At 64.4% G+C, this 23,881-nt stretch carries 19 protein-coding genes; 13 read left to right on the forward strand and 6 right to left on the reverse strand.

Going from position 1 to position 23,881, the window contains the following annotated elements; genetic code table 11:
- The first annotated feature begins 55 nt into the window (after nucleotides 1-55).
- The 4 genes from RE429_RS07545 to RE429_RS07560 all read left to right on the forward strand — a co-directional run bounded on the left by RE429_RS07545 (nucleotide 56) and on the right by RE429_RS07560 (nucleotide 3,350).
- On the forward strand, nucleotides 56-703 hold the full coding sequence (locus RE429_RS07545) for a hypothetical protein (RefSeq protein ID WP_414473698.1): 648 nt from the start codon (nucleotides 56-58) through the stop codon (nucleotides 701-703).
- Nucleotides 625-1,554 carry an SAM-dependent methyltransferase gene (locus tag RE429_RS07550; RefSeq protein WP_414473699.1) on the forward strand — a complete coding sequence of 310 codons (930 nt, stop codon included), beginning with the start codon at nucleotides 625-627 and terminating at the stop codon, nucleotides 1,552-1,554. Before RE429_RS07545 ends, RE429_RS07550 begins: the two co-directional genes overlap by 79 nt.
- 632 nt (nucleotides 1,555-2,186) lie before the next feature.
- Entirely contained in the window at nucleotides 2,187-2,351 is a 165-nt protein-coding gene (locus tag RE429_RS07555; protein ID WP_414473700.1) for a DUF6691 family protein, read from the forward strand.
- Nucleotides 2,352-2,426: 75 nt separating this feature from the next.
- Entirely contained in the window at nucleotides 2,427-3,350 is a 924-nt protein-coding gene (locus RE429_RS07560) for an MBL fold metallo-hydrolase (RefSeq protein ID WP_414473701.1), read from the forward strand.
- Between the two features lie 45 nt (nucleotides 3,351-3,395).
- Here RE429_RS07560 and RE429_RS07565 read toward each other — a convergent pair whose 3' ends face one another.
- The 4 genes from RE429_RS07565 to RE429_RS07580 form a co-directional block, all read right to left on the reverse strand.
- The gene (locus RE429_RS07565) at nucleotides 3,396-5,456 is read right to left on the reverse strand and encodes an NAD(+) synthase (RefSeq protein WP_414473702.1); all 2,061 of its coding nucleotides are present in this window, start codon (nucleotides 5,454-5,456) and stop codon (nucleotides 3,396-3,398) included.
- 232 nt (nucleotides 5,457-5,688) lie between these two features.
- On the reverse strand, nucleotides 5,689-6,579 hold the full coding sequence (locus tag RE429_RS07570) for a LysR substrate-binding domain-containing protein (RefSeq protein ID WP_414473703.1): 891 nt from the start codon (nucleotides 6,577-6,579) through the stop codon (nucleotides 5,689-5,691).
- 144 nt (nucleotides 6,580-6,723) lie between these two features.
- Nucleotides 6,724-7,959 carry a peptidase T gene (gene pepT / locus RE429_RS07575; protein ID WP_414473704.1) on the reverse strand — a complete coding sequence of 412 codons (1,236 nt, stop codon included), beginning with the start codon at nucleotides 7,957-7,959 and terminating at the stop codon, nucleotides 6,724-6,726.
- Between the two features lie 178 nt (nucleotides 7,960-8,137).
- Nucleotides 8,138-10,414 carry a CDC48 family AAA ATPase gene (locus tag RE429_RS07580; RefSeq protein ID WP_414473705.1) on the reverse strand — a complete coding sequence of 759 codons (2,277 nt, stop codon included), beginning with the start codon at nucleotides 10,412-10,414 and terminating at the stop codon, nucleotides 8,138-8,140.
- A 738-nt stretch (nucleotides 10,415-11,152) separates the two neighbouring features.
- Here RE429_RS07580 and RE429_RS07585 point away from each other — a divergent pair.
- The 8 genes from RE429_RS07585 to RE429_RS07620 all read left to right on the forward strand — a co-directional run bounded on the left by RE429_RS07585 (nucleotide 11,153) and on the right by RE429_RS07620 (nucleotide 19,899).
- On the forward strand, nucleotides 11,153-11,977 hold the full coding sequence (locus RE429_RS07585) for a transporter substrate-binding domain-containing protein (RefSeq protein WP_414473706.1): 825 nt from the start codon (nucleotides 11,153-11,155) through the stop codon (nucleotides 11,975-11,977).
- 49 nt (nucleotides 11,978-12,026) lie between these two features.
- Complete coding sequence (locus RE429_RS07590; protein ID WP_414473707.1) at nucleotides 12,027-13,313, forward strand: NAD(P)/FAD-dependent oxidoreductase; 1,287 nt, start codon at nucleotides 12,027-12,029, stop codon at nucleotides 13,311-13,313.
- Between the two features lie 287 nt (nucleotides 13,314-13,600).
- Nucleotides 13,601-14,575 carry an amino acid ABC transporter permease gene (locus RE429_RS07595; RefSeq protein ID WP_414473708.1) on the forward strand — a complete coding sequence of 325 codons (975 nt, stop codon included), beginning with the start codon at nucleotides 13,601-13,603 and terminating at the stop codon, nucleotides 14,573-14,575.
- 46 nt (nucleotides 14,576-14,621) lie between these two features.
- Nucleotides 14,622-15,410, forward strand: coding sequence for an amino acid ABC transporter ATP-binding protein (locus RE429_RS07600; protein ID WP_414473709.1), 789 nt, complete (start codon nucleotides 14,622-14,624; stop codon nucleotides 15,408-15,410).
- Between the two features lie 44 nt (nucleotides 15,411-15,454).
- Nucleotides 15,455-17,062, forward strand: coding sequence for a phytoene desaturase family protein (locus RE429_RS07605; RefSeq protein WP_414473710.1), 1,608 nt, complete (start codon nucleotides 15,455-15,457; stop codon nucleotides 17,060-17,062).
- A 66-nt stretch (nucleotides 17,063-17,128) separates the two neighbouring features.
- On the forward strand, nucleotides 17,129-18,190 hold the full coding sequence (locus RE429_RS07610; protein WP_414473711.1) for a patatin-like phospholipase family protein: 1,062 nt from the start codon (nucleotides 17,129-17,131) through the stop codon (nucleotides 18,188-18,190).
- 61 nt (nucleotides 18,191-18,251) lie between these two features.
- The gene (locus RE429_RS07615; RefSeq protein WP_414473712.1) at nucleotides 18,252-19,514 is read left to right on the forward strand and encodes a DUF763 domain-containing protein; all 1,263 of its coding nucleotides are present in this window, start codon (nucleotides 18,252-18,254) and stop codon (nucleotides 19,512-19,514) included.
- Nucleotides 19,515-19,629: 115 nt separating this feature from the next.
- A complete protein-coding gene (locus RE429_RS07620; RefSeq protein ID WP_414473713.1) occupies nucleotides 19,630-19,899 on the forward strand; it encodes a hypothetical protein in 270 nt (89 codons plus the stop codon).
- A 275-nt stretch (nucleotides 19,900-20,174) separates the two neighbouring features.
- Here RE429_RS07620 and RE429_RS07625 read toward each other — a convergent pair whose 3' ends face one another.
- A complete protein-coding gene (locus RE429_RS07625; RefSeq protein ID WP_414473714.1) occupies nucleotides 20,175-21,335 on the reverse strand; it encodes a cystathionine gamma-synthase in 1,161 nt (386 codons plus the stop codon).
- Nucleotides 21,335-22,708 carry a pyridoxal-phosphate dependent enzyme gene (locus RE429_RS07630; protein WP_414473715.1) on the reverse strand — a complete coding sequence of 458 codons (1,374 nt, stop codon included), beginning with the start codon at nucleotides 22,706-22,708 and terminating at the stop codon, nucleotides 21,335-21,337. The genes RE429_RS07625 and RE429_RS07630 overlap by 1 nt, the downstream gene beginning before the upstream one ends.
- Nucleotides 22,709-22,902: 194 nt before the next feature.
- Between RE429_RS07630 and RE429_RS07635 the strand changes: the two genes are divergently transcribed.
- Nucleotides 22,903-23,829, forward strand: a complete 927-nt coding sequence (locus RE429_RS07635; protein WP_414473716.1) for a LysR family transcriptional regulator — start codon at nucleotides 22,903-22,905, stop codon at nucleotides 23,827-23,829.
- The last annotated feature ends 52 nt before the right edge of the window (nucleotides 23,830-23,881 follow it).

Raw genomic sequence — 23,881 nt, forward strand, 5'->3', positions numbered from 1 at the left:
TGGTCACTTTCACACGGCCACGGTACACTTTTCCCGATATTCCGCGGAGGGTGCCATGGCAACCGAGCTGCGTGAGTTTTTGGCCGACCTTGCGACCGATCCGAAGAGCCTGGCCGGGTTCATCGCCGATGCGGATGCCGCCATGGAGCGGGGGGAGCTCTCCGACGGGGATCGCAAGCTTCTCCGGAGCGGTAATCTCGCGGCCATTCAGGCGCGGCTCGCTGGCGCAGATGCAGGCAGCGCCACGACACCGCAGATCGTTGTCGTCGTCGGGCTGGAACAGCTCCGGACGATGTATTCCGATCATATGCGCACGATGCCTCCGCCCGGAGCCGAGGCGCCACGGATCGGGACGCAGCACCAGATGCCCGCCGGGGCGGTTGCACCGCAGTTCGCATCCTGGCAGCAAATGCCGGCAGGCGCCGTCGCGCCGCAGGTTGCGCTTTGGCTGCAGGCGCCCGCAGGCGCCGTCGCGCCGCAAGTCGCGCCGTGGCAGCAGATGCCGGCAGGCGCGGTGGCTCCGCAAGTGGCGCCATGGCAGGTCCTCCCTGCGGGAGCCGTCGCGCCGCAGATGGCGCTGTGGCAACAGGCGCCTCCGGGAGCTTTCGCTCCGCAGATCGCCCCGTGGCAGCAGGCGCTGCCGGGCGCCGTCGCGCCGCAGATCTCGTTCATGCTGGTGCCGTTCCCGTTCTGGTGGCGATAGGCCGGGAACAGGCCCTGAGCGAGGCCGCATCTTACGTCGCGCCGCCCGCGCCAGAGGAGGAAGACAACGTGTACGACGAGCATCTCCTCGTAGTCGGAACGGGTATCCGAACGACGGGTCAACTGACTGTCGAGACGATTGCCTGCATGCAATCCGCGGTTCGGCTCTTCTACATCGTCGCAGATCCCGTGGCCGAGGCGGTGATCCGCCGTTTCTGTCCCGACGGAGCGGAGTCGCTCTACGACCTCTATGGAGAGGGCAAGCCGCGCATGCAGACCTATCGGGAGATGGTCGACCGGATCCTCACGAGCGTGCGGGCGGGGCAGCGCACCGTCGTGGCCTTCTACGGCCATCCCGGTGTCTTCGCCTATGCCTCGCACGAGTCCGTTCGCCGGGCGCGCGCGGAAGGCTATCGTGCACGAATGCTGCCCGGCATCTCCGCCGAGGACTGCCTGTTCGCCGATCTCGGAATCGATCCGTCAGCGAACGGCTGTCAATCCTACGAGGCGACCGATTTTCTTTTCAATGCGCGCACGATCGACAACACGGCGCAGCTCATTCTGTGGCAGGTGGGCCTGATCGGCGACCTGACATTTCGACGTTATGCCTATGATACGTCGGCGATGCCGCTTCTGCTCGAGAAGCTGATGCTCTTCTATCCTCCGACGCATCCGGTCTATCTCTACGAAGCGCCTTCGGTACCCGGATGCGAGCCGGTGATCCGCCCGATCATGCTGGAGCAGATCCTTGCATCGGGTATTACCGCGACCACGACCCTTTATCTCCCGCCCGCTCGCGCAACGACGCCCGATCCCACCTATCTCAGTCGAGCGCGATTGTCTCAAGGCTGAAGGATGCCTTGCCGTAACAGGTACGGCTTTTCGCCTCTGTCGGACCTTCGGAGATCGAGGCGTTCACCCGGCCATTCGTCGTGCGAAACGAGAGCCCTTGAAATGGGCCGAATGGTTGCATCCTTCCGTACAGGATACTCGCTCAGATCGGTCAGGGGAGTTGCGCCGCCTGTGTGGAATCCATTGACCGTCCCGGCGCTTCGAGCTGGAATATCCTCTAAAGTCATCGCCGGAATCGGCGACGCATTGGTTGCGTTTCCAGGGGATGGGCCCACGGAGTTCCGATGCCGCGCATCCATGCGCCGACGTCATCGGTATCACTCGATCCGGTAAGGCGAGGGGGATTTTTGGGACGAGCCTCTTGAAGGATATCAAGTCGACGCTAAATTAGATAAATCTAATATTTAGATTGATGGATATGCCCAGGAGAGAACTGGACCTTCAGACGTTCGAGAGGCAGGCGGGCGAGGTCGCGGATATTCTGCGGGCGCTCGCCAGCGGGCGCCGGCTGATGATATCATGTAGGCTGGTGGAGTGGGGTGAAGCCGATGTGACGTCGCTGGCTGAAGCCGCCGGCCTCTCTCGGTCCGGATTGTCTCGGCGCCTCGCCAAGATGCGTGAGGTGCGGAAAGGTGGGGCACTGTCCCGGGCCTGCGCTGGCGGCGCTGACATTCGGCCCACACGATGTGGTCGTTTTCGTCGCCGCGACGATCGTCGGCATGGCCGTCTTCCGGTTCATGCCGGCGGGCGGGCGCCGGATGACGTTCCGGCGCGAGTCGTTGAGCCTCGATGGTTAGGGCTCGGTCGCTGAGCGCTCAGGCTCGAACGCTATCAAGATGTCAGGTCGTCCGTTCAACTCAGGAGCAGTCGCCATGTCTGCCGCTGTGTCAATCTCGGGTTCTTCATCTCTGAGAAGCCGTCCTGTCGTGAAGGGCTTCTATGAGAAGCGCACCGGCAGCATCCAATATGTCGTCGCCGATCCCGAGACGAGGACCTGCGCCATCATCGACCCGGTGCTCGACTTCGATCCGAATTCCGGCACGACGGCGACTGTCTCGGCAGACGAAATCCTGGCTCATATCGAACGCGAGGGCTACAGCCTGGAGTGGGTTCTCGACACGCATCCGCATGCCGACCATTTCTCGGCGGCCGGTTACCTGAAGGACAAGACCGGAACTCCCACCGCCATCGGCGAGAAGGTGGTCGAGGTCCAGAAGCTCTGGAAGACAATCTACAACTGGCCGGACAGCTTCCCGACCGATGGCTCGCAATGGGACAGGCTGTTCGCCGATGGCGAGCGCTTCAAGATCGGCAACCTGGACGTCGAGGTGATGTTCACGCCCGGCCACACGCTCGCGTCAATCGCCTACATCGTTGGGGATGCCGCCTTCATCCACGATACGCTCTTCATGCCGGACAGCGGCACCGCGCGGGCCGATTTTCCCGGAGGATCAGCGAAGGCGCTGTGGCAGAGCATCCAGCGCATCATGGCCCTGCCGGACGGGACGCGCCTGTTCACCGGGCATGACTACCGGCCCGACGGGCGCGATCCGCAGTGGGAAAGCACGGTCGCTCTCCAGCGGCGGGACAACAAGCATCTCGTGAGGGCGAGGACGGAAGAAGAGTTCGTCGCCTTGCGAGAGGCGCGCGATCGTGAGTTGCCGATGCCGAAGCTGATCCTGCAGGCCCTTCAGGTGAATATCGGCGGCGGGCGTCTGCCGAAGCCCGAAAGCAACGGCAAACGCTATCTCAAGATACCGCTGGATGCCCTCGAAGGGGCTCATTGGAGCGAGTGAGCCGCGATCCGGCGGAAGTTCCTCCGCGGTTCCGGCGAGACGGCGTCAGTCCGATGATGCTTCGGTGTCGGGAACATTGCTCTCCAGTTCGTCGAGCCAGACCTGCGGCCCTGCATCCGACGGCGCGCGCCAGTCGCCCCGCGGGGACAGGGATCCGCCGGAAGAGATCTTGGGGCCGTTCGGCATGGCGGTCCGCTTGAACTGACTGGTGAAGAACCGGGAAAGGAAGACGCGCAGCCACCGCTTGATCTCGCCGAGATCGTAGGACCGGTGCGCGCTTGCCGGAATGTTCGGCGGCCATGTGCCGTCCTGGGCGTCTTTCCAGGCATGCCATGACAGATACGCGATCTTCGACGGAAGGAAGCCGTATCGGGTGAGATAATAGAGGTTGAAATCCTGGAGTGCGTAAGGGCCTATCATGGCTTCCGTCGATTGGATCTGCCCCGCGGCATCCTGCGGAACGAGTTCCGGCGAGATTTCCGTTGCCAGGATCGCATGAAGAATCTCGGCCGTTCCGCCGTCGACATCGCCGGAGGCAGCAACGAAGCGGATCAGGTGCTGAATCAGGGTCTTCGAGACCGATGCATTGACATTGTAATGCGACATCTGATCGCCGACGCCATAGGTGCACCATCCGAGCCCCAGCTCGGAGAGATCGCCCGTGCCGACGACGATGGCCCCGTTGTGATTGGCGAGGCGGAACAGGTAGTCGGTTCGCAGTCCCGCCTGAACATTCTCGAATGTGACGTCGTAGACCGGCTGTCCTTCGGCGAAGGGATGGCCCATGTCCTTGAGCATCTGGCGGGCCGCAGGGCGGATATCGATCTCGGTCGGGCTCACGCCGAGTGCGCGCATGAGCGCCCAGGCATTGCCTTTCGTGCCTTCGCTCGTCGCGAAGCCGGGAAGCGTGTAGGCGAGGATGTTCGTCCGTGGCAATGCGAGCTTGTCCATCGCGCGGCAGCAGACGAGAAGCGCCTGGGTGGAGTCGAGGCCGCCGGAAACGCCGATCACGACCTTCTCGGTCCGCGTCGCCTGCAAGCGCTTCGCGAGACCTTGCACCTGAATATTGTATGCCTCGTAGCAGTTCTCCGCGAGCTTCGAAGGATCGGACGGGACATAGGGAAATCGCTCGACGGGGCGACGGAGCGCGAGGTTCTCGTCCGGCGCGTTCACCGTGAGCGAAATTGTCCGGAAGTCGTTCGGCGTCGCATCCAGGACACGCCCGCAATCGCCGAAGGTGACGCGCCGCATCCGTTCCTGCCGCAGGCGTCCCACATCGACATCCGCGACCGCCATCGCGGAGCCCGCCGGGAAGCGCTCCGTTTCGGCCAGGCGCAGTCCGTCCTCGAAGATTCCTCCATGGCCATCCCATGCGAGATCCGTGGTCGACTCGCCGGGGCCTGCCGCCGAATAGGCATAGGCCGCGATGCACCGCATCGATTGCGATCCGCACAGGAGCCGCCGATCTTCGGCCTTGCCGATGGTGATGTTGCTCGCCGACAGGTTCAACAGAATCTCCGCTCCGGCGAGGGCGGCGACGGTGCTGGGCGGCTGGGGCACCCACATGTCCTCGCAAATCTCCACATAAAACGTGAAGGCGCAGGTGCCGCCTGAGCGGAACAGGAGATCGACCCCAAAAGGAACGCGGTGCCCCGCGACATCGATCTCCTGCCCGCGGATCGTCGCTCCGGGCGCGAAGTAGCGGCGCTCGTAGAACTCCCGGTAATTGGGCAGATAGGCTTTCGGAACGACGCCGAGAACGCGCCCGTCATGGATGACGACGGCGGCATTGTAGAGGCGGCCTTGCCAGCGCAGCGGCGCTCCGACCACGAAGCTGGGAAAGAGCCCGGCGCTCTCGGCCACGAGTTCGGCAATTCCCTGTTCAACGGCGTTCAGGAGGGCATCTTGCTGCAGCAGATCGTCGATCGCATAGGCGGAGAGGCCCAGCTCGGGGAAAACCATGAGGGCGATGCGCTCCCGGTCTCCCTGGCGCAGGAGTTCCAAGGTTCGATGACCGTTGAAACGCGGGTTCGCCACATCGATCTGCGGGACGCAGGCCGCGATCCGAACGAAGTCGTGGCTGTAAGGCGAGAAAAACGGGATCATTCTGCACCCAATCCGATCATGCATGTCTCGATACCTTAACGCCGACAGAGCCTGAATAGTCCAGATCTCAGGACCGAGTTCCTCGGGAGCCTCCCGAGGCGTCCATGTCCCAGCCGCGACCTACGCAATGCCGTGAAGCTCCGGCGTTTCATCGCGGGTGCAGGAATGGACACCGCCTTGGCCGAGAGCCGGGCGGTTCCGCCGCCATCGGGCCGTTCTCCCGATGGAGGCCTCAATCATCGTCGATGCCGTCGAGCAATGCGTTGAAGGCCGCGGCTGCCGGGCTCGATTGCCGGTCGGGGATAAACAATCGGGTCAGGGACCGGCGGATGGTCAGACCCTGCACGGAGAGAACTCTCAATCGGCCGAGCGCCAGATGATCGGCGGCGACAGCAGAAGACACGATACCCACGCCAAGTCCCGCCGTGACGACTCTCGCGATCGCCTCGTTGCTGCTGACTTCCAGAATCCGCTGCGGCGTCAATCCGGTCGAAAGAAGGGCATCCCATGCCACATCGCGCGTGCCGGATCCGCTTTCACGCATGACGATGGTTTCTTCCGCAAGCTCCGTCAGTCGAACGGGGCGCTTCCGACCGGCGAGGGGATGCTCGAGCGCCGCGATGAACACCAGTTCGTCCTCGCGCCAGGGCTCGGCGACGAGATCGGTTGCGTCGACCGGCCCTTCGACGAGCGCGACATCCAGGTCGCGCTGAAGCAGCAGGTCGGCAATCGTCGACGTATTGGCGCTGGTCAGCCGGAGTTCGACGGCCGGATGCATCCGGTGGAAGGCGCCCAGCACCGGTGGCAGGAAATAGGTTGCGATCGTCGTCGAGGCTCCGATCCGCAGCGTTCCCTGCTGAAGTCCCCGCAATGCGTCGAGGCTCTCATGGGCCGATTGCTCGGCTGCGAACAGGTCCCGGGCATGCTTGAGCAGGAGCCGTCCGGCCTCCGTCAGATGCACTCCCTTCGGGCCGCGCTCCAGCAAGGGAATGCCCAACTGGCCCTCGAACTCGCGAACCGCCTTCGATACGGCGGGCTGGCTGATATGCAGCGCTTCGGCCGCGCGGGAAAAACTCCGGTGCTGTGCGACAGCACTGAAGATTCGGAGCGCGTGAAGGTTCATGGATATCCGGTACTCAGACGAAATCGCCGCATGGATGCATGTTAGCGCATCGTGTGGAAAAGTGGACCCGGTTTTCCGGGCCGGCGCCGTCACCGATCTTCGCCCCTCTCGAGGGACACGAGGAGACGCGGCCGGATGCGCCGGCTACGCGCGCTCTTCCCAGAGCCTGGCAAGTTCCACGATGGTCTTCACGGCCTTGTCCATGTCCTGGCTGCTGACGAATTCCAGCGGGGAGTGGAAGGCATGGCCGCCCGCGAAGATATTGGCGCAGGGAAGCCCCATGAAGGAGAGCCGTGAACCGTCGGTTCCGCCTCGAATGCTGCCGCGCACCGGCGTCATTCCAGCCCGTCGGACCGCCTCGACGGCATGTTCGACGATTTCCGGATGCCGGTCGAGCACGACCTTCATGTTGCGGTACTGCTCCTTCACCGTGAACGTGTAGCGGGAGCCGGGATAATCCGCCATCACGTCCCGGGTGATCTCCTCCAAAAGCGCCTCCTTGCTCTTGAGGCCGTCTTCCGTGAAGTCGCGGATGATGAAGCTCAGGCTGGCCTTTTCCATGACGCCGGAAACGCCTGTGGGATGGATGAAGCCGTCGCGATCCTTCGTCGTCTCGGGGGCCATGTCCTTGGGAAGACGCGCCAGGATGGCGCCCGCGATCTTGATCGCATTTTCCATCCTGCCGTAGGCGAAGCCCGGATGGATCGCGACGCCGGTGATCGCGATCTCCACCGCATCGGCCGAGAAGGTCTCGTCCTCGACGACTCCCGCGGTCTCGCCGTCCATCGTATAGGCGAAGTCGGCGCCCAGCTTCTTGAGGTCCACCTTGTCGACGCCGCGTCCGATCTCTTCGTCCGTGGTGAAGAGGATGCGGATCGTGCCGTGCCGGATGTCGGGGTTGCGGATCAGGTGCTCGGCCGCCGCCATGATCTCGGCGATTCCCGCCTTGTCGTCGGCTCCGAGGAGCGTCGTGCCGTCCGAGGTGACGATGTCATGGCCGATCAGGTCGTTCAGGACCGGATGCTCGGCGACCCGGATGATCTGGTCGGGATTTCCCGGAAGCCGGATGTCGCCTCCCTGATAATTTCTGACGACCTGCGGTTTGACGTTGGTGCCGCTGAAATCCGGCGCCGTATCCATGTGGGAGCAGAAGCAGATGACGGGGACGTCGCCTTTGGGCGTGTTCGACGGGATGGTCGCGTAGACATAGCCGTGCTCGTCGAGATGCGCGTCGGACACGCCGATCTCGCGAAGCTCCTCGACGAGAAGGCGTCCGAGGTTCTTCTGCTTTTCCGTGGACGGCTGGGTTGCGGAGGACGCGTCGGACTGGGTGTCGATGACGACGTAGCGAAGAAAACGATCGGTAACGCGAGTGGCCATGGAGCACGATCCGGGTTGCGGCGGGGAGCAGGGCCTTGTAGCGGGCCGATGCTCCGTCGTAAATGGGGCCCGCTTCGGCGGGTCCTACAGGGTCATCGGGTCAGGCTTTCCTCCCGCGGACGATCCCTCGTCGCGAGCCGATGAAACCGGGACGTCCGGGCCGGAGGCAGGCCTGCCGTCATTCGGCCGCCCGCGCCAGCGGAAGGAACCCGATGGACTGGCGCTGCGGGCCCTCCTGCTTCAGGGTGCGCAGCAGATCCTCGTATTCCCGCTCCATCTCGGGCGTGACCGACGGGCGTGTTTCCCGCAAGGCCTGCTCGAAATGAGCCATGGTGACCGTCTGGGCTTCCAGGGATTCCCGCAGCGCGAGCAGGCCGGCTCTCCGGGTGAGGTCTTCGAGATCGGCCCCGGTGAAGCGGCTTGTTCGTTCCGCCACCGAATCCAGATCCACGTCCGGGGCGAGCGGCATGGCCTTGGTGTGAATGCCCAGGATGTGGCGGCGGCCCGGCGCGTCGGGCACGGGCACGTAGATCAGCTCGTCGAAGCGTCCCGGTCGGAGAAGGGCGGGGTCGATGAGGTTGGGCCTGTTGGTCGCCGCCATCACGACGACGCCCTGCAGCTCCTCGAGCCCGTCCATCTCGGCCAGGATCGTGTTGACCACGCGCTCGGTGACGGCAGGCTCTCCGAGGCCGCCGCCGCGCACCGGCGCGAGCGAATCGATTTCGTCGATGAAAATGACGGTCGGCGCGACCTGACGGGCACGGGCGAACAGGCGGGAGACCTGCTGCTCCGACTCGCCATACCATTTCGAGAGAAGATCCGAGGATTTCGTCGCTACGAAATTCGCCTGGGCTTCACGCGCCACCGCCTTCGCCAGCAGGGTCTTGCCGGTGCCGGGCGGGCCGAAGAGCAGGAAGCCTTTGGCGGGCCTGATCCCGAGGCGGCGGAACGATTCAGGGCTCTTGAGCGGAAGCTCGACACCTTCGCGCAGGCGGGTTCGCGCTTCCTCGACGCCGCCGATATCGTCCCAGGTGACGTTGGGCACCTGGATCATGATCTCGCGCAGGGCGGAGGGTTGGATCCGCTTCAGGGCATTCTGGAAATCCTGCCGGGTGACGCTCAGATTCTCCAGCACCTCCGAAGGAATGCCTTCCTTCAGATTCACATCCGGCAGAATGCGGCGCAACGAATCCATCGCGGCCTCCCGGGCGAGCGCGGAGAGATCCGCGCCGACGAACCCATAGGTGGTCCGGGCAAGCTCATCCAGGCTCACATCCTCGGCGAGCGGCATGCCGCGGGTGTGGATCGTGAGGACCTCGCGGCGTCCGGCCTCGTCCGGAACCCCGATCACGATCTCCCGGTCGAAGCGGCCGGGCCGGCGGAGCGCCTCGTCGATCGCCTCGCGCCGGTTGGTCGCGCCGATCACGACGATGTTCTGGCGCGGCTCGAGACCGTCCATGAGCGTGAGCAGTTGCGCCACGATGCGTCTTTCGACCTCTCCGGTCACCTCCTCGCGCTTGGGCGCGATGCTGTCGATCTCGTCGATGAAGATGATCGCGGGTGAGTTCTGCTGGGCTTCCTGGAAAACCTGCCGCAGCCGCTGCTCGGACTCGCCGTAGTGGCTGCCCATGATTTCCGGCCCGGCGATGTGGAAGAACTGGGCTTCGGTCTCGTTCGCGACGGCGCGTGCGAGCAGCGTCTTGCCGGTGCCGGGAGGGCCGTAGAGCAGGACGCCCTTCGGCGGATCGATGCCGAGGCGCTGGAAGAGTTCGGGATGGCGAAGCGGGAGTTCGACCATTTCGCGGACCTGATCGACCGTGTTCCCGAGACCGCCGATATCGTCATAGGTGACGTCCGCGCGGCGCGCCTCTTTCGGTTCCTCGAATTGCGGGCGCAGCTCGAACTCCGTTTCCGCATTGACCTGAACGATGCCTCGCGGCTGGGTCGAGACGACGACGAGGCGGATCTCCTGAAGCCCGTAGGCGGGGACGTTCAACAGGCCGCGCAGCTCCTCCGGAAATCGCGGATCGGCCGCCCGCGGCGAATACACCGATGTCGAGATCACGTCCCCCGCCGCGAGGGGACGGTGATGAAAGGTGCGCTTCAAGGCATCGCCCGAGCCCTGGAGGCGCAGCCCCTTTTGCGCGGGGGCGAGCACGATCCGGGTGGCCGGGCGGGTCTCGGCAGGTTTGATCTCCACGAAGTCGCCGCCGCTGACGCCGGCATTGACACGCTGAAGCCCGTCCATGCGAACGATGTTCAGGCCTTCGTCCTCCGCATAGGGCGCGACGGCGAGGGCGGCCGTATGTCTCTTGCCGATGATCTCGATAGCCTGGCCCTCCTGCAGGCCCAGGCTCGACAGGACCTGCCGGCTCATGCGGGCGATGCCGCGGCCCGCATCGCCCGGCCTCGCATTCGCGACCTGAAGGCGGACGACCTTTCCATCCTCTGACATTGCTGTGTTCCCCTGATGCAGGTGGCGGTTACGTGGAGTGTCGCCCTCTCGTGAGGAAAAAATGTTCTCCCCGTAGAACGCCGGAAAGCCGAAGCGGCGGTCCCGCAAACGAAGGTCAAACGCGACATGGTCTGATTTGTTGCAGGTCCTGTCCGCCAACCTGGCAGCTTCCGCCTCGTTCCGTTCACGATCGCGCATCGGATGCGGCGGCTTGTCCGCAAGCGGGGCGCGCAGCCCTGGCCTTCGCGCCCCGCCGGTTGATAGTTCGCCTTCCTCTACGTCCGTAGACTTGACAGCAAAAAGGATTAATCGTCTGCTGCCAGACAACAATAAGGGTGGAAGTGCCCGAAGGGAGGCCTTATGGCTAAGTTTCTCATTCTTCTGAAGAATTCTTCGCGCGCCGAGTGTTGAGCCGCGTCTTGCTGAGCGGCGTCTTGAGGAGCGTGCGCGGATCGTTGGACGACGTGCTGGCTGGCCACGATGCCGGCCGTCCCGGCCGGCCAGCGAATTCGCCTCCCGGGCGGAAGGCGGCAAGAGCCATCATTCGCGGTCATTCGAGCCGCGCGCTGCGTTTCGGGACTTCTCCAGAATCTCGAATGAACCGATTTTCATGATTGTCCACGCCCGATGCGGCGCGGATTCTTTTGACGCCCGGCCGATCGGGCGTGAGCTTCGGCTCCAAGAAATAGGAAAACCTATCGCTTTTCACTCCAATCACCAGAAGAGGGAAGATGAAGAATGCGTAAGCGCTTTCTCGGTACAATGTTGGCGCTGGGACTTGTCTCGGCGGCAGGCGCGGCTCAGGCCGGTCCGACCATGGATCGCGTCACCAAAGCCGGAGAGATGAAGGTCGCGACCAATAGCGGCTGGCCTCCGCAGAGCTATCTCGACGACAACAACAAGCTCGTCGGCTTCGACGTGGACGTGGCGAACGAGATCGCCAAGCGCCTGGGCGTGAAGGCGAGCTTCGAGACGCCCGAATGGAACGTGATGACGGGCGGCCGCTGGCACGGGCGCTTCGATGTGGCCGTCGGATCCATCACCCCGACCAAGGCGCGGTCCCAGGTCATCGATTTCGCCGGCATCTACTATTTCAGCCCTTACGTCTTCGTGGTGCACAAGGACAGCAAGGCGACCTCGCGCGACGACCTCAACGGCAAGAAGATCGGCGTGGAGACCGGGACGACCTCCGAGGATTACATCAATCGCCGTCTCGAGATCGACGCTCCCGGCGTGGCGCCGATCCAGTACACGCTGACCCCGGGCGAGGTGAAGACCTACGCCGATTCGATGCTGCCGTTCGACGATCTGCGGCTTGGCGACGGCGTGCGCATTCATGCGGTGATCGCGCCCGAGCAGACCGCCCAGAACGCGATCAAGAACAAGTATCCGGTCAAGATCCTGCCCGGTGACTCCGCCTTCAAGGAGCCGCTCGTGGTGGTGACGGACAAGGGCGATCCGGAATGGACCGCCAAGCTCGGCAGCATCATACAGAGCATGAAGGACGACGGCACCCTGAGCAAACTGACCACGAAGTGGTACGGTAACGACTACAGCAAGTAGACGCACCGCTTTCCGATTGAACCCCATCCGCAACACGACACGACCCATTATGTCCTACATCGAAACCTACTATCGTCGAGCGCTCGGTCCGAACGCCGTCCAGAGACCGTTGCTCGAAGGAGGCATCAAGGTCGATGCCTGTGTCGTGGGTGGGGGGCTCGCCGGCCTGACGGCGGCACTCGAACTGGCCCGGACGGGCCGCAAGGTCTGCGTTCTGGAGGCGAACCGCATCGCCTGGGGAGCCTCGGGCCGCAACGGCGGATTCGTCAGCCCTGGCTGGGCCGCCCGTTACAAGAACATCCGGCGCATGGTCGGCGAAGACCATGCGAAGGAGCTGCATCGCCTCTCGATCGAGGGCATGGAAGCGGTTCTCGCGAACGTTCGCAGCCTCGCCATCGAGGGCGCGGAGCCGACCCACGGCATCATGGGAGCGATCCGTTACGAGGCGACGGACGACCTCAAGGCGCATCGGGACTGGCTTGAAAAGGAGTTCGGCTACAAGGTCGAGTTCAAGAGCCGGGACGAGGTGCGGCAGATGCTCGTCTCTCCGCGCTACTACCAGGCCCTTTTCGATCCCAATGCCTTCCATTTCCATCCCCTGAACTATGCGCGGGCGCTCGCTGCGGAAATCGAGCGGCTCGGGGGAGCCGTGTACGAGGGATCCGCCGTCGTCGCGACCGCGTTGAGCGGCGCGACCAAGGTGGCCAAGACGGCGCACGGATCCGTCGAGGCCGATCATCTGGTGATCGCGTCGGGCGGCTATACGGGCAGCCTCGTGCCGCAGCTCCAGCGCAGCTATCTGCCGATTGCGACCTATGTGATGCTGACGAAGCCCGCTCGCGAGCTGATCGCGAGCGCCATCCGCACCGATGCGGCCATCGGCGACGACCGCCGCGCCGGCGACTATTACCGTGTGGTCGACGGAGGCGAGCGCATTCTCTGGGGCGGCAAGATCACGACGCGCACGACGGAGCCGCGCCTTCTCGGCCGCCTGCTTCACGAGACGATGGTCTCCACCTATCCGCAATTGAAGGATCTGGAGGTCGAGATCGTCTGGTCGGGCCTCATGTCCTATGCCCGGCACATGATGCCTCAGATCGGCCGCCTGCAGCCGGGGGTCTGGTATTGCACGGCTTTCGGCGGCCACGGCCTCAACACGACGTCCATCGGCGGGCGCGTGATCGCGGAAGCGATCGCGGGCGAGAGCGACCGCTACAAGCTGTTTTCTCCTTTCGGTCTTGCCTGGAACGGCTGGATCGCCGGGCGCGCGGCGGTTCAGCTGACCTACTGGGCCTATCAGGCGTCGGACTTCCTGCGCGAGCGGAAGTCGGCCTAGAGCATCGAACGTGAAAAGTGGGCACCGGTTTTGCGTGGAAAGATGCTCAAGCCAGGAGAGCATCGAACGTGAAAAGTGGGCACCGTTTTTGCGTGGAAAGATGCTCAAGCCAGGAGAGCATCGAACGCGGGAAGTGGGAACCGGTTTTGCGTGAAAAGATGCTCGAGACCATAAACTTGCAGCATCGGATGTGGATTCGATGTCGCACCCGATGCTGCAGGGCATGGTTCGTCGGAGCTTGAGAGCCGATGCAGCGAGCATTGTGAGGTTGGGGAGAGAAGGGGCCGATGCATTACGCCGACAACGTTGATTACCCCAGGCTGCTGTCGCGGCCGTCCGTCTATGTTCCGGGCCTCGGCCTCCTGTTCGGCGTTCTTCTCTACGCGCAGGCGGGGGCGACCTCGCTGGGCCAGGCGCTCGCGGGCCTGTTCGGCCTTGCGGAAGGCTCGCCCCTGGCGGCGAACCTGATCGTCGCCCTCATCGTGACCGCCGTCGTTGCGATCAATGTCGCCGTGGTGATGCGGTTGAGCCTCAAGCATCAGGTCTATGTCGTCTGGGTCGAGCTCGCGCTTCTCGTCCTGCTGTTCTTCTATTCCTTCGATCTCAGCTTCGAGTTCATCCGCCGCAAGATCGGATTTCTCCTGACGCAGGGTCTGGTGACGACCCTGTATGTCTCGGCGATATCGATCGTCATCGCGTCCGTTCTGGCGATGATCGGCGCCGTCGCCAAACTGTCGTCCAACGGCATCGCGCTGGGCATCGCGAATTTCTATACCTCGCTCTTCCGCGGCCTGCCTTTGCTGATGCAGATCTACATGATCTATCTCGGCCTGCCGCAGCTCGGATACGTCATCAATGCGGTGCCCGCCGGCATCCTGGCGCTGTCGCTCTGCTACGGCGCCTACATGACCGAGATCTTCCGCGCCGGAATCGAGAGCATTCCCAAGGGCCAGTGGGAGGCCTCGCGGGCTCTCGGGCTGAAGCCCCGGGATACCCTGACGCGCATCATCCTGCCCCAGGCCATGCGCATCATCATTCCGCCGACCGGCAATCAGTTCATCGCCATGCTCAAGGACAGCTCGCTGGTCTCGGTGGTCGGCGTCTGGGAACTGATGTATCTCGCCCGCACGCAGGGGCAGACCGAGTTCCGTCACGTGGAGATGATGATCACGGCCTCGCTGATCTACTGGATCCTGTCGATCGTTCTGGAGCTGATCCAGGCGCGCATCGAGCGCCGCTTCAACAAGGCCCATGTCCGATGACGAGGGGCGCGATCGAGACCGGTCACTTACGAGAGGAGATCCACCCGTGATCCAGAACAGGAAGCTCACTCTCGTCGAAACGCCCCCCGAAGCGGCCGGAGCCGTTCCTGCCGTTCGGATCCGAAATCTGTCGAAATGGTATGGCAGCTTTCAGGCCTTGAGGAATGTCGATCTCACCATTGCCCGCGGCGAGAAGCTCGTGATCTGCGGCCCCTCGGGCTCCGGAAAGTCGACGCTCATCCGGACCGTGAATGCGCTCGAGAGCTTCCAGGAAGGGCAGATCGTCGTCGACGGCGTCGAACTCACCCGCAAGCCCGAGGCGGTCGAGGCCGTGCGGAAACGGGTCGGCATGGTGTTCCAGCAGTTCAACCTCTTTCCGCACCTCACGGTGCTGGAGAACTGCACCCTGGCTCTGCGGCTCGTGCGCGGCGCGTCGCACAAGGAGGCCGAGGAGCGGGCGCTGTATTATCTCGGCAAGGTCCGGATTCCGGATCAGGCCCAGAAATACGCCTCGCAGCTCTCCGGCGGCCAGCAGCAGCGCGTGGCGATCGCGCGGGCTCTGTCGATGCAGCCCGATATCATGCTGTTCGACGAGCCGACCTCGGCTCTCGACCCCGAGATGGTCAAGGAGGTGCTCGACACCATGACGCAGCTGGCGGGAGAAGGCATGACCATGGCGGTCGTCACCCATGAGATGGGCTTCGCCCGTCAGGTCGCGGACCGGGTCGTGTTCATGGATCGGGGGGAGATCGTGGAGCAGGGCACCCCGTCCGAGTTCTTCTCCAACCCCAAGGAGCCGCGGGCTCAAATGTTCCTGAGCCAGATCCTTCACTGATCGCGGCTCGGGAAGCGGACAACAACGACGAGTGGAGTGCGTGCGTGGCCAATGATTGTGATGTCGTCGTCATCGGAGCGGGGCATAACGGCCTCGTCTGCGCCTTCTATCTGGCTGCGGCCGGATACAAGGTGAGGATGTTCGAGCAGCGCCCCGTCGTGGGCGGCGCGGCCGTGACCGAGGAGTTTCATCCGGGCTTTCGCAATTCGGTCGCCTCCTACACCGTCAGTCTGCTCAACCCCAAGATCATCCGCGATCTCGATCTGCCCCGCCACGGGCTCAAGGTCGTCGAGCGTCGGCTGTCGAATTTCCTGCCGCTGCCGAACGATCAGTACCTGAAGATCGGGGAGGGGGTGACGCGCTCCGAGATCGCTCGCTTCAGCCCCAAGGATGCGGAGCGCTATGACGCCTATTCCGACGAAATCGACGCCATCGCGGACGTGCTGCGCGATCTCGTTCTCCAGCAGCCTCCGAACCTCGTCGCCGGCGGCCTGCGCGCGACGCTGACGGAGAGCTGGCGGGCCCTGATGACGGGGAACCGCCTGCGCGGCCTTTCCATGGCGAACCGGCGGGCCCTGCTCGATCTCTTCGCCAAATCGGCCGGCGACTATCTCGACGGCTGGTTCGACACCGATTGCGTGAAGGCGGCGTTCGGCTTCGACGCCATCGTGGGCAACTTCGCGAGCCCCTACACGCCGAATACCGCCTATGTGCTGCTCCACCACGTCTTCGGCGAGGTGAACGGGAAGAAGGGGGCGTGGGGCCATGCCATCGGCGGCATGGGAGCGATCACCCAGGCCATGGCGAAAGCCGCGCGCGAGCGCGGCGTCGAGATCGAAACCGATGCGCCGGTGCGTGAGGTCATCGTCGAGAAGGGCAGGGCCGCCGGTGTCGTCCTGAAGGACGGGCGCACCATCCGGGCCCGCGCCGTGGCGGGCAATGTCCATCCCCGGCTGCTGTTCGACCGGCTGGTGCCCGAAGGCGCCCTGCCGGCCGATTTCCTGAACCGCATGCGCCGCTGGAAATCGGGCTCCGGCACGTTCCGGATGAACGTGGCCCTGTCCTCGCTGCCGAGCTTTACGGCTCTGCCGGGGCGGGAGGTCGCGGATCATCACACCGCCGGCATCATCATCGCCCCGTCGCTGTCCTACATGGACCGCGCCTATGACGATGCGAAGCAGTTCGGATGGAGCCGCGAGCCGGTCGTCGAGATGCTGATTCCCTCGACCCTGGACGACACTCTCGCGCCAGAGGGCATGCACGTGGCGAGCCTGTTCTGCCAGCATGTCCAGCCGCGTTTCTCGGACGGGCGCTCCTGGGACGATCACCGCGAGGACGTGGCCGATCTGATGATCGCCACCGTCGACCGCCACGCTCCCGGATTCAAGGAGAGCGTCATCGGCCGGCAGATCATGAGCCCGCTCGATCTCGAGCGCACCTTCGGGCTCATCGGGGGCGACATCTTCCATGGCGCGCTGACCCTCGATCAGATCTTCAGCGCCCGCCCGATGCTGGGGCATGCGGATTACCGCGCGCCCATAACGGGGCTGTACATGTGCGGCGCCGGCACCCATCCGGGCGGCGGCGTCACGGGGGCCCCGGGCCACAATGCCGCCCGGGCGATGATGGCCGACATGCGCCGCGTGAGATGACATTCTGCATCCCGGCTGCCTGACTTGTGCTAAAAGCCTTCTCAGGCAGGCTTGCGGGAGGCCGGGATGACGGGGCGTGCGGCAAAGCAATCCACGAAGCTCCTCGGCCTGGTCGGGCCCAATGCCGAGAAGACCGTTTCGCTCGCCCTTCAGGGCGGCGGGGCGCATGGGGCGTTCACCTGGGGCGTCCTGGATTACCTCCTGGAGGACGGCCGTCTGGCCATCGAGGCCATCACGGGCGCAAGTGCCGGGGCGATGAACGCCGTCGTCCTCGTGGAGGGCTGGCTGGAGGGAGGTCGCGACGGCGCGCGGGAGCAGTTGCGGACATTCTGGAAACGCGTCAGCCTCGACGGTGGCCTTTCGCCCGTTCAGCGCTCTCTGTTCGATCACTTCCTGAGCTATTGGGGCGGGGCCCGGGCTTCCGCACCGCTATGGACGGACGCGTGGGCCAATGTCACGAGCCCCTATGATCTGAACCCGCTGGACATCAATCCGCTGCGGGATGCGCTTGGCGAACTGATCAATTTCGAGCGCGTCAGAAGCTGCACGGAGACGAAACTCTTCATCTCGGCGACGAATGTCTGGACGGGAAAGATCCGGGTCTTCTCGGCCCCCGAACTGACGGTCGATCATGTTCTGGCCTCCGCGTGCCTGCCGACGGTCTTCAAGGCCGTGGAGATCGACGGAGAGCCCTATTGGGATGGCGGCTATACGGGAAATCCCGCGCTCTTCCCAATCTTCTACGAAGCGGCATCCGACGACATCGTGCTGGTTCAGATCAATCCCGTCGAGCGCCGCACGACACCGCGCACGGCGCAGGAAATTCAGGGTCGGCTGACCGAGATCACCTTCAACGCGAATCTCCTCTACGAATTGCGCGCCATCGGCTTCGTCGGACGCCTGATCGACCAGGGAAAGCTTTCGACGCACGACTACAAGCGCGTTCTGATGCACCGCATCCATGGGGGCGCCGCGCTCGATGCCTATGCTGCGTCATCGCGTCTCAATGCGCGCTGGGATTTCTTCAAGAAGCTCAAGAATCTGGGCCGTTCGTCCGCCCGCCATTGGCTGGCCGAGCACTTCGAGGCTCTCGGACGGGAGAGCACGCTTGATCTGAAGAATGCCTAGGCTTAGCTAGCTCGGGTACGTCACACCGGATCGCGAGATCCCGCGAAGGGCCTTACCTCTCATGGCGAGAAAAGCAGGCAGTGCGGACCTGCCGCTGCACGGCGGGCATGTGCCCAGATGGCTTGCGGACCGCATGACGCGCCTCGGCGCCGTGATGAGCGAGGCCATCGTTCATCATTATGGCCGCGACGAATTGCTGCGCCGCCTGGCGCATCCTTTCTGGTTCCAATCCTTCGGAGCCGTCATGGGGATGGATTGGCATTCGTCCGGCATCACGACCAGCGTGATCGGCGCCCTGAAGCGGGGCCTGACTCCCCTGTCGCGGGAACTCGGCATCCATGTCTGCGGCGGGCGAGGACGCCATTCGCGACAGACGCCGCAGGAGCTGATCGCCATCGGCGAGCGCGTGGGCTTCGACGGCTCGGCTCTCGCGCAGGCAAGCCGCCTGGTCGCCAAGGTCGACAGCGCCGCGATCCAGGACGGCTTCGATCTCTATCTGCACGGCTTCATCGTCACCGATGACGGACGATGGGCGGTCGTTCAGCAGGGCATGAACGACGCGCGCCGGCAGGCGCGCCGCTATCATTGGCTGTCGGAGGACCTCAAGAGCTTCGTCGACGAGCCGCACACGGGAATCGACGGGGTCGGGCAGGGGCGGATCGTCAACCTGACGGACCGGCGGGCCGAGGCCTCGCGCCGGGCCCAGATCGACGTCCTGGGCACGCTCGGGCCCGACGGCGTCGCGCGGCGGTTCGTGGCTCTGAGCGAGAGGGAGGTGGAGCCATCGCCGCAGCCCCTGCTGCCCCATCTCGTCATGCCGGAGCATCACGATGTCCGCTCCAAGGACGTGGTGCTGCGCCGCCTGCACGGCAGTCTGGCGGCCGCCGCGGACCGGGGCCCAGAGGATTTTCCCGACCTTCTCCTGACCCCCGGCGTGGGCCCGCGAACCGTGGAGGCGCTGGCGATGGTGGCCGAGGTGGTTCACGGAGCGCCATGCCGGTTCACCGATCCGGCCCGGTTCTCCTTCGCTCACGGCGGGAAGGATCGGCATCCTTTCCCGGTGCCGGTCCGGGTCTACGACGAAACCATCCGGGTTCTCAAATCCGCCGTTCAGAAAGCGAAGCTCGGACAGCAGGATGAGCTTTTCGCCCTGAAACGGCTCGACGATCAGGCCCGCAGCCTCGAGAGCGTCGCCGGCGGTCCCGGCTTCGACGCGCTGGTGGAGGGAGAGCGGAAAAAATCGCACAGCTATGGCGGTCGTTCCGTCTTCGGCGATGAGCCGCCCCCGTCCGGGTCGAGGCCGCAGGGAACCGACGTGAGGTGAGAGGCCGCACGCGCCCCCCATGCCGTCCGCTTGCCGGACAAAGCTATTTCCCCCATGCTCCGGGAGCGGCCGAGCCATACAAAGAGATAACCGGCTGCGCATGGGGCATGACGTCATGGACAGCCAAACAACGGTTCTCGGTATTCTGAAGAAGGCCCGCGACCTCGTCGATGCGGGGCAGCATGCCGGCATCATCGAGGCGATCAGCGCGCTGAAAGACGAGGCCAGCGGACCGAAGCGCGATCTGGCCTATTACGCGGTCCTGGAAACGGCGAGCGCCGGTCGCGGAGAGGTCGGAATGTCGGCCCTGTCAGCCGCAAGCCGGGATGCGGCCATGGCCCTGCTCGATGCGACCATCAGGCGAATGACCTCGAAGCTGCATTAGCAACGTGCGAAAAACCGGGTCCACTCCTTCGCCCGTGTCGTTTTCTCTATCGCGATGGCTCCCTCTCATGTCATCCGCCGCGAAGGCGGGGATCCATGGACACGCGATGCGGGGGGAAGAGGGCAGCGGCAACCGCTCGCCTCATTCGGCCTCGTCGGTGGTCGTGGATCCCGGGCGCGGCTGCGCGGCCCCTGACTGACGGGGGATGCGCAACTTCGTCATCCCGGCTCAGTCTTCGACTGCCCGGGACGACGGAATGCGGAGCGGAGCCCTTCTTATGCGAGGGCCGAACGCAGATCCTGGATCAAGTCGTCCGCGTCTTCGATGCCGACCGACAGACGAACCAGCCCGTCGTCGATTCCGAGCTCCGCGCGCACCTGCGGCGGTACGGATGCGTGGGTCATGATCGCCGGGTGCTCGATCAGGCTCTCGACTCCGCCGAGGCTCTCGGCCAGCGTGAAGAGCTGGCAGCGCTCCAGGAAGCGCGTCGCGCCGTCGAGGCCGCCCTTGATGCGTGCCGTGACGATGCCGCCGAAGCCACGCATCTGGCGTTTGGCCAGTTCATGCTGCGGGTGGGAAGCGAGGCCCGGGTAAATCACGCCGTCCACCTGGGGATGCGCCTCGAGGAATTCCGCGATCTTCAAGGCCGATGTGCAATGCCTTTCCATGCGCAGCGACAGGGTCTTCAGGCCGCGCAGGGCCAGGAAGCTGTCGAACGGGCCCGAGATCGACCCGACGGCATTCTGCAGGAAGCCGATCTTCTCGCGAACTTCCTGGTTCTGGCCGACCACCACGACGCCGCCGACCATGTCGGAATGCCCGTTGAGGTACTTGGTCGTGGAATGGACCACGATATCGAAACCGAATTCCAGCGGGCGCTGCACCCAGGGGCTGGCGAAGGTGTTGTCGGCGACCAGGAGCGTGCCGTGTCCGCGCGCCGCCTGTGCGATGGCTTCGAGATCCGCGAGCTTCAGGAGCGGATTGGTCGGTGTTTCCACCCAGACGAGGCGCGTGTTGGGGCGCAGGGCCGCTTTCACGGCTTCCGTGTCGCCGAGATCGACATAGGTGATGTCGAGGCCCGCGGATTGCTTGCGCACTTTCTCGAAGAGCCGGCGGGTGCCGCCGTAGAGATCGTCCGATGCGACGATATGCGAGCCGTTCTCCAGCATGTCGAGGATCGTGGCGCTCGCGGCCAGGCCCGAGGAGAACGCGAAGGCGGCGGCGCCGCCCTCGAGATCCGCGATGCAGCGCTCGAAGGCCATCCGGGTGGGGTTCTGCGAGCGTGCGTATTCGTAGCCCTTGTGAACGCCGGGGCTTTCCTGCGCAAAGGTCGAGGTCGCATAGATCGGCATCATCACCGCGCCCGTCGTCGGGTCGGGCGACTGGCCCGCATGGATGCAGCGGGTGGAAAAAGCGAGTTGGTTGCGAGTGGTCATCAGGCTTGAATCCGAAAGAAGTTGATGAGGTCGATGCGGGTGGCGAGGCCGACGAAGGTGTCGCCGTCCATGATGACAGGGACGAGACCGGCGGCAAAGAGCGGCAGGAGGTCTTTCACGGGCGCTTGGGCGGATAGCGTCTGGAGGCGCGTGACCATGATCTCGCGCACCGGCTTGTTGAAGACCCTTTGCGGATCGTTCTCGTTCGCCACCAAAGCATCGAGAATGTCGCTTTCGTCGACGAGGCCGACGACGCGCCCGTCCTCGATCACGGGCAGTTGCGAGATGTCGGAGGACCGCATCCGCGCGAAGGCGGAGCGGAGCGTCTCATGAGGGGAGACGAAGATCGTCGCGCCTTCGCCGAAGGGGTTGATGACCACGTCGCGCGCGGTTCCGGTGGCCTTGCGGTCGAGCCAGCCCTCCTGCGCCATGAAGGCGTCGTTGAACACCTTCGACAGATACTTGGCGCCCGTATCGCAGACGAGCGTCACGACGCGCTTGGCCTCGCTCTGCTCGCGGCAATAGCGCAAGGCGGCGGCGAGCAAGGTGCCGGAGGATGAGCCGGCGAGGATTCCCTCCTTGCGGAGCAGTTCGCGCGCCGCCGAGAAGCTTTCCTTGTCGCTGACGGAATAGGCCTTCCTGACCAGGGAGAGATCGCAGTTCGGCGGCACGAAGTCCTCGCCGATGCCCTCGACGGCCCAGGATCCCGCCTCCGTCATCTCGCCCGTCTCGACGAGCGGTGCGAGGATCGAGCCGGCCGGATCGGCCAGAACCATCGCGGTCTTGGGAGAGGCCTTCTTGAGATAGCGCCCGATGCCGGTCAGGGTGCCGCCCGAGCCGACCCCGACCACGACCGCGTCCACGTCCCCGTTCATCCCGTCGAGAATCTCAGGCCCGGTGCTGGCTTCGTGCGCGGCCGGATTGGCCGGGTTCTCGAACTGGTTGATATAGACGGCGCCGGGAGTCCTGCCGGTGATCTCCAGGGCGAGGTCCTGATAATAATCAGGATGTCCCTTGCCGACGTCGGAGCGCGTGATGACGACTTCCGCCCCGAGGGCCTTGGCATGCAGCACCTTCTCGCGGGACATCTTGTCCGGAACGACCAGGAGCGTGCGGTAGCCCTTGCTGGCCCCGACCAGGGCGAGGCCGACGCCGGTATTGCCCGCCGTCGCCTCGATGATGGTGCCGCCCGCCTTCAGGCTGCCGTTCCTTTCGGCGGCCTCGATCATGGCGCGGGCGGGACGGTCCTTGATGGAGCCGCTCGGGTTGGCGCTCTCGAGCTTCAGGAACAGACTGCAGGGACCCGTATCGAGGCTTGTCACCTCCATGAGGGGGGTCCGACCGATCAGGTCGAGGGCTCCGCGAGCAGCCATTTAACATAATCCTTATGTATAATAAGTTTTCACTTCTATATAAATGTGAAAATCGCTCCTGCCTATAGTCACCGGAGGAAACTTGTAGGCTTCCATGGGCACTTTCAATCGGTGCCCGGCTCGCCGACACTTCATTCCTCGCATTGCCAATTCGGGGCGAACGGATAAAACCTCACCTGTCTGGAGTGAGATCCATGCTCGACCGCTTTACCGGGATGCAGATTTTCGTGCGGGTCGCAGCCCTCGGCAGCCTCTCGGCGGCCGCGCGCTCGCTCGGGATTTCACAGACCATGGCGACGAAGCATGTCGGTGCCATCGAGGAGCGCCTGGGCGTCAAGCTCCTGCACCGGACGACCCGGCGGCTGACCCTCACCGAGGCCGGGCGACGCTATCTCGAAAGCGCTGAGCGCATCCTGGCGGAGGTCGAGGAGGCGGATGCCGCCGCCTCGGCCGAGCGCGTCGAGGTGCGGGGCATGTTGAGGGTGAATGCTCCCCTGTCCTTCGGCGTCCGGGAGGTCGCCCCCCTCATGGCCGAGTTCTCGCGCCTCCATCCCGCGGTGGCGGTCGATCTCGGCCTGAACGACCGCTTCGTCGATCTGATCGAGGAGGGGTGGGACGCGGCCATACGGATCGGGCGGATGCGGGACTCGACCATGATCGCCCGTAAGATCGCACCGTGTCGGCTCGTGGTTTGCGGATCTCCCGCCTATCTTGCCGAGAGGGGGACGCCGAGCACCGTCGCGGATCTCCAGCAGCATAATTGCCTGGGTTACACTCTCTCCCAAGGCGTCGGACCGGACGGATGGGCCTTCGGGGCCGACGGCAAGGTGAAGGTGCCGATCAAAGGAAATCTTCGCATCAACAACGGCGATGCCCTGGTGGCGGCGGCCGTCGCAGGGCAGGGGCTTGTCTATCAGCCGACCTTCATCACGAGCCATGATCTGCGCGAGGGGCGGCTGATCGCGTTGACCCTCGACCATCCCCCCCTCGATCTGCCGGGCATTTTCGCCGTCTACCCGTCCAACCGTCATCCCCCTGCCAAGGTACGCGCCTTCGTGGACTTTCTCGCACGGCGCTTCGGATCCGAGCCCCCTTGGGACAGGGGGCTTAAACGCCCGTAGGTCGAAATCGCCCAGGCCGAAAACTAAAAGTTGCGGTGAGGGACAACGCGAC

It is taken from the genome of Microvirga sp. M2, from assembly GCF_047497095.1.
Lineage (GTDB): Bacteria > Pseudomonadota > Alphaproteobacteria > Rhizobiales > Beijerinckiaceae > Microvirga.

Coding starts and splice junctions, on each gene's coding strand:
- RE429_RS07595 (WP_414473708.1), top strand. CDS start 13,601: ATGCATTACGCCGACAACGTTGATTACCCCAGGCTGCTGTCGCGGCCG.
- RE429_RS07620 (WP_414473713.1), top strand. CDS start 19,630: ATGGACAGCCAAACAACGGTTCTCGGTATTCTGAAGAAGGCCCGCGAC.
- RE429_RS07565 (WP_414473702.1), bottom strand. CDS start 5,456: ATGATCCCGTTTTTCTCGCCTTACAGCCACGACTTCGTTCGGATCGCG.
- RE429_RS07615 (WP_414473712.1), top strand. CDS start 18,252: ATGGCGAGAAAAGCAGGCAGTGCGGACCTGCCGCTGCACGGCGGGCAT.
- RE429_RS07610 (WP_414473711.1), top strand. CDS start 17,129: ATGACGGGGCGTGCGGCAAAGCAATCCACGAAGCTCCTCGGCCTGGTC.
- RE429_RS07585 (WP_414473706.1), top strand. CDS start 11,153: ATGCGTAAGCGCTTTCTCGGTACAATGTTGGCGCTGGGACTTGTCTCG.
- RE429_RS07635 (WP_414473716.1), top strand. CDS start 22,903: ATGCTCGACCGCTTTACCGGGATGCAGATTTTCGTGCGGGTCGCAGCC.
- RE429_RS07580 (WP_414473705.1), bottom strand. CDS start 10,414: ATGTCAGAGGATGGAAAGGTCGTCCGCCTTCAGGTCGCGAATGCGAGG.
- RE429_RS07560 (WP_414473701.1), top strand. CDS start 2,427: ATGTCTGCCGCTGTGTCAATCTCGGGTTCTTCATCTCTGAGAAGCCGT.
- RE429_RS07570 (WP_414473703.1), bottom strand. CDS start 6,579: ATGAACCTTCACGCGCTCCGAATCTTCAGTGCTGTCGCACAGCACCGG.
- pepT (WP_414473704.1), bottom strand. CDS start 7,959: ATGGCCACTCGCGTTACCGATCGTTTTCTTCGCTACGTCGTCATCGAC.
- RE429_RS07625 (WP_414473714.1), bottom strand. CDS start 21,335: ATGACCACTCGCAACCAACTCGCTTTTTCCACCCGCTGCATCCATGCG.
- RE429_RS07590 (WP_414473707.1), top strand. CDS start 12,027: ATGTCCTACATCGAAACCTACTATCGTCGAGCGCTCGGTCCGAACGCC.
- RE429_RS07630 (WP_414473715.1), bottom strand. CDS start 22,708: ATGGCTGCTCGCGGAGCCCTCGACCTGATCGGTCGGACCCCCCTCATG.
- RE429_RS07545 (WP_414473698.1), top strand. CDS start 56: ATGGCAACCGAGCTGCGTGAGTTTTTGGCCGACCTTGCGACCGATCCG.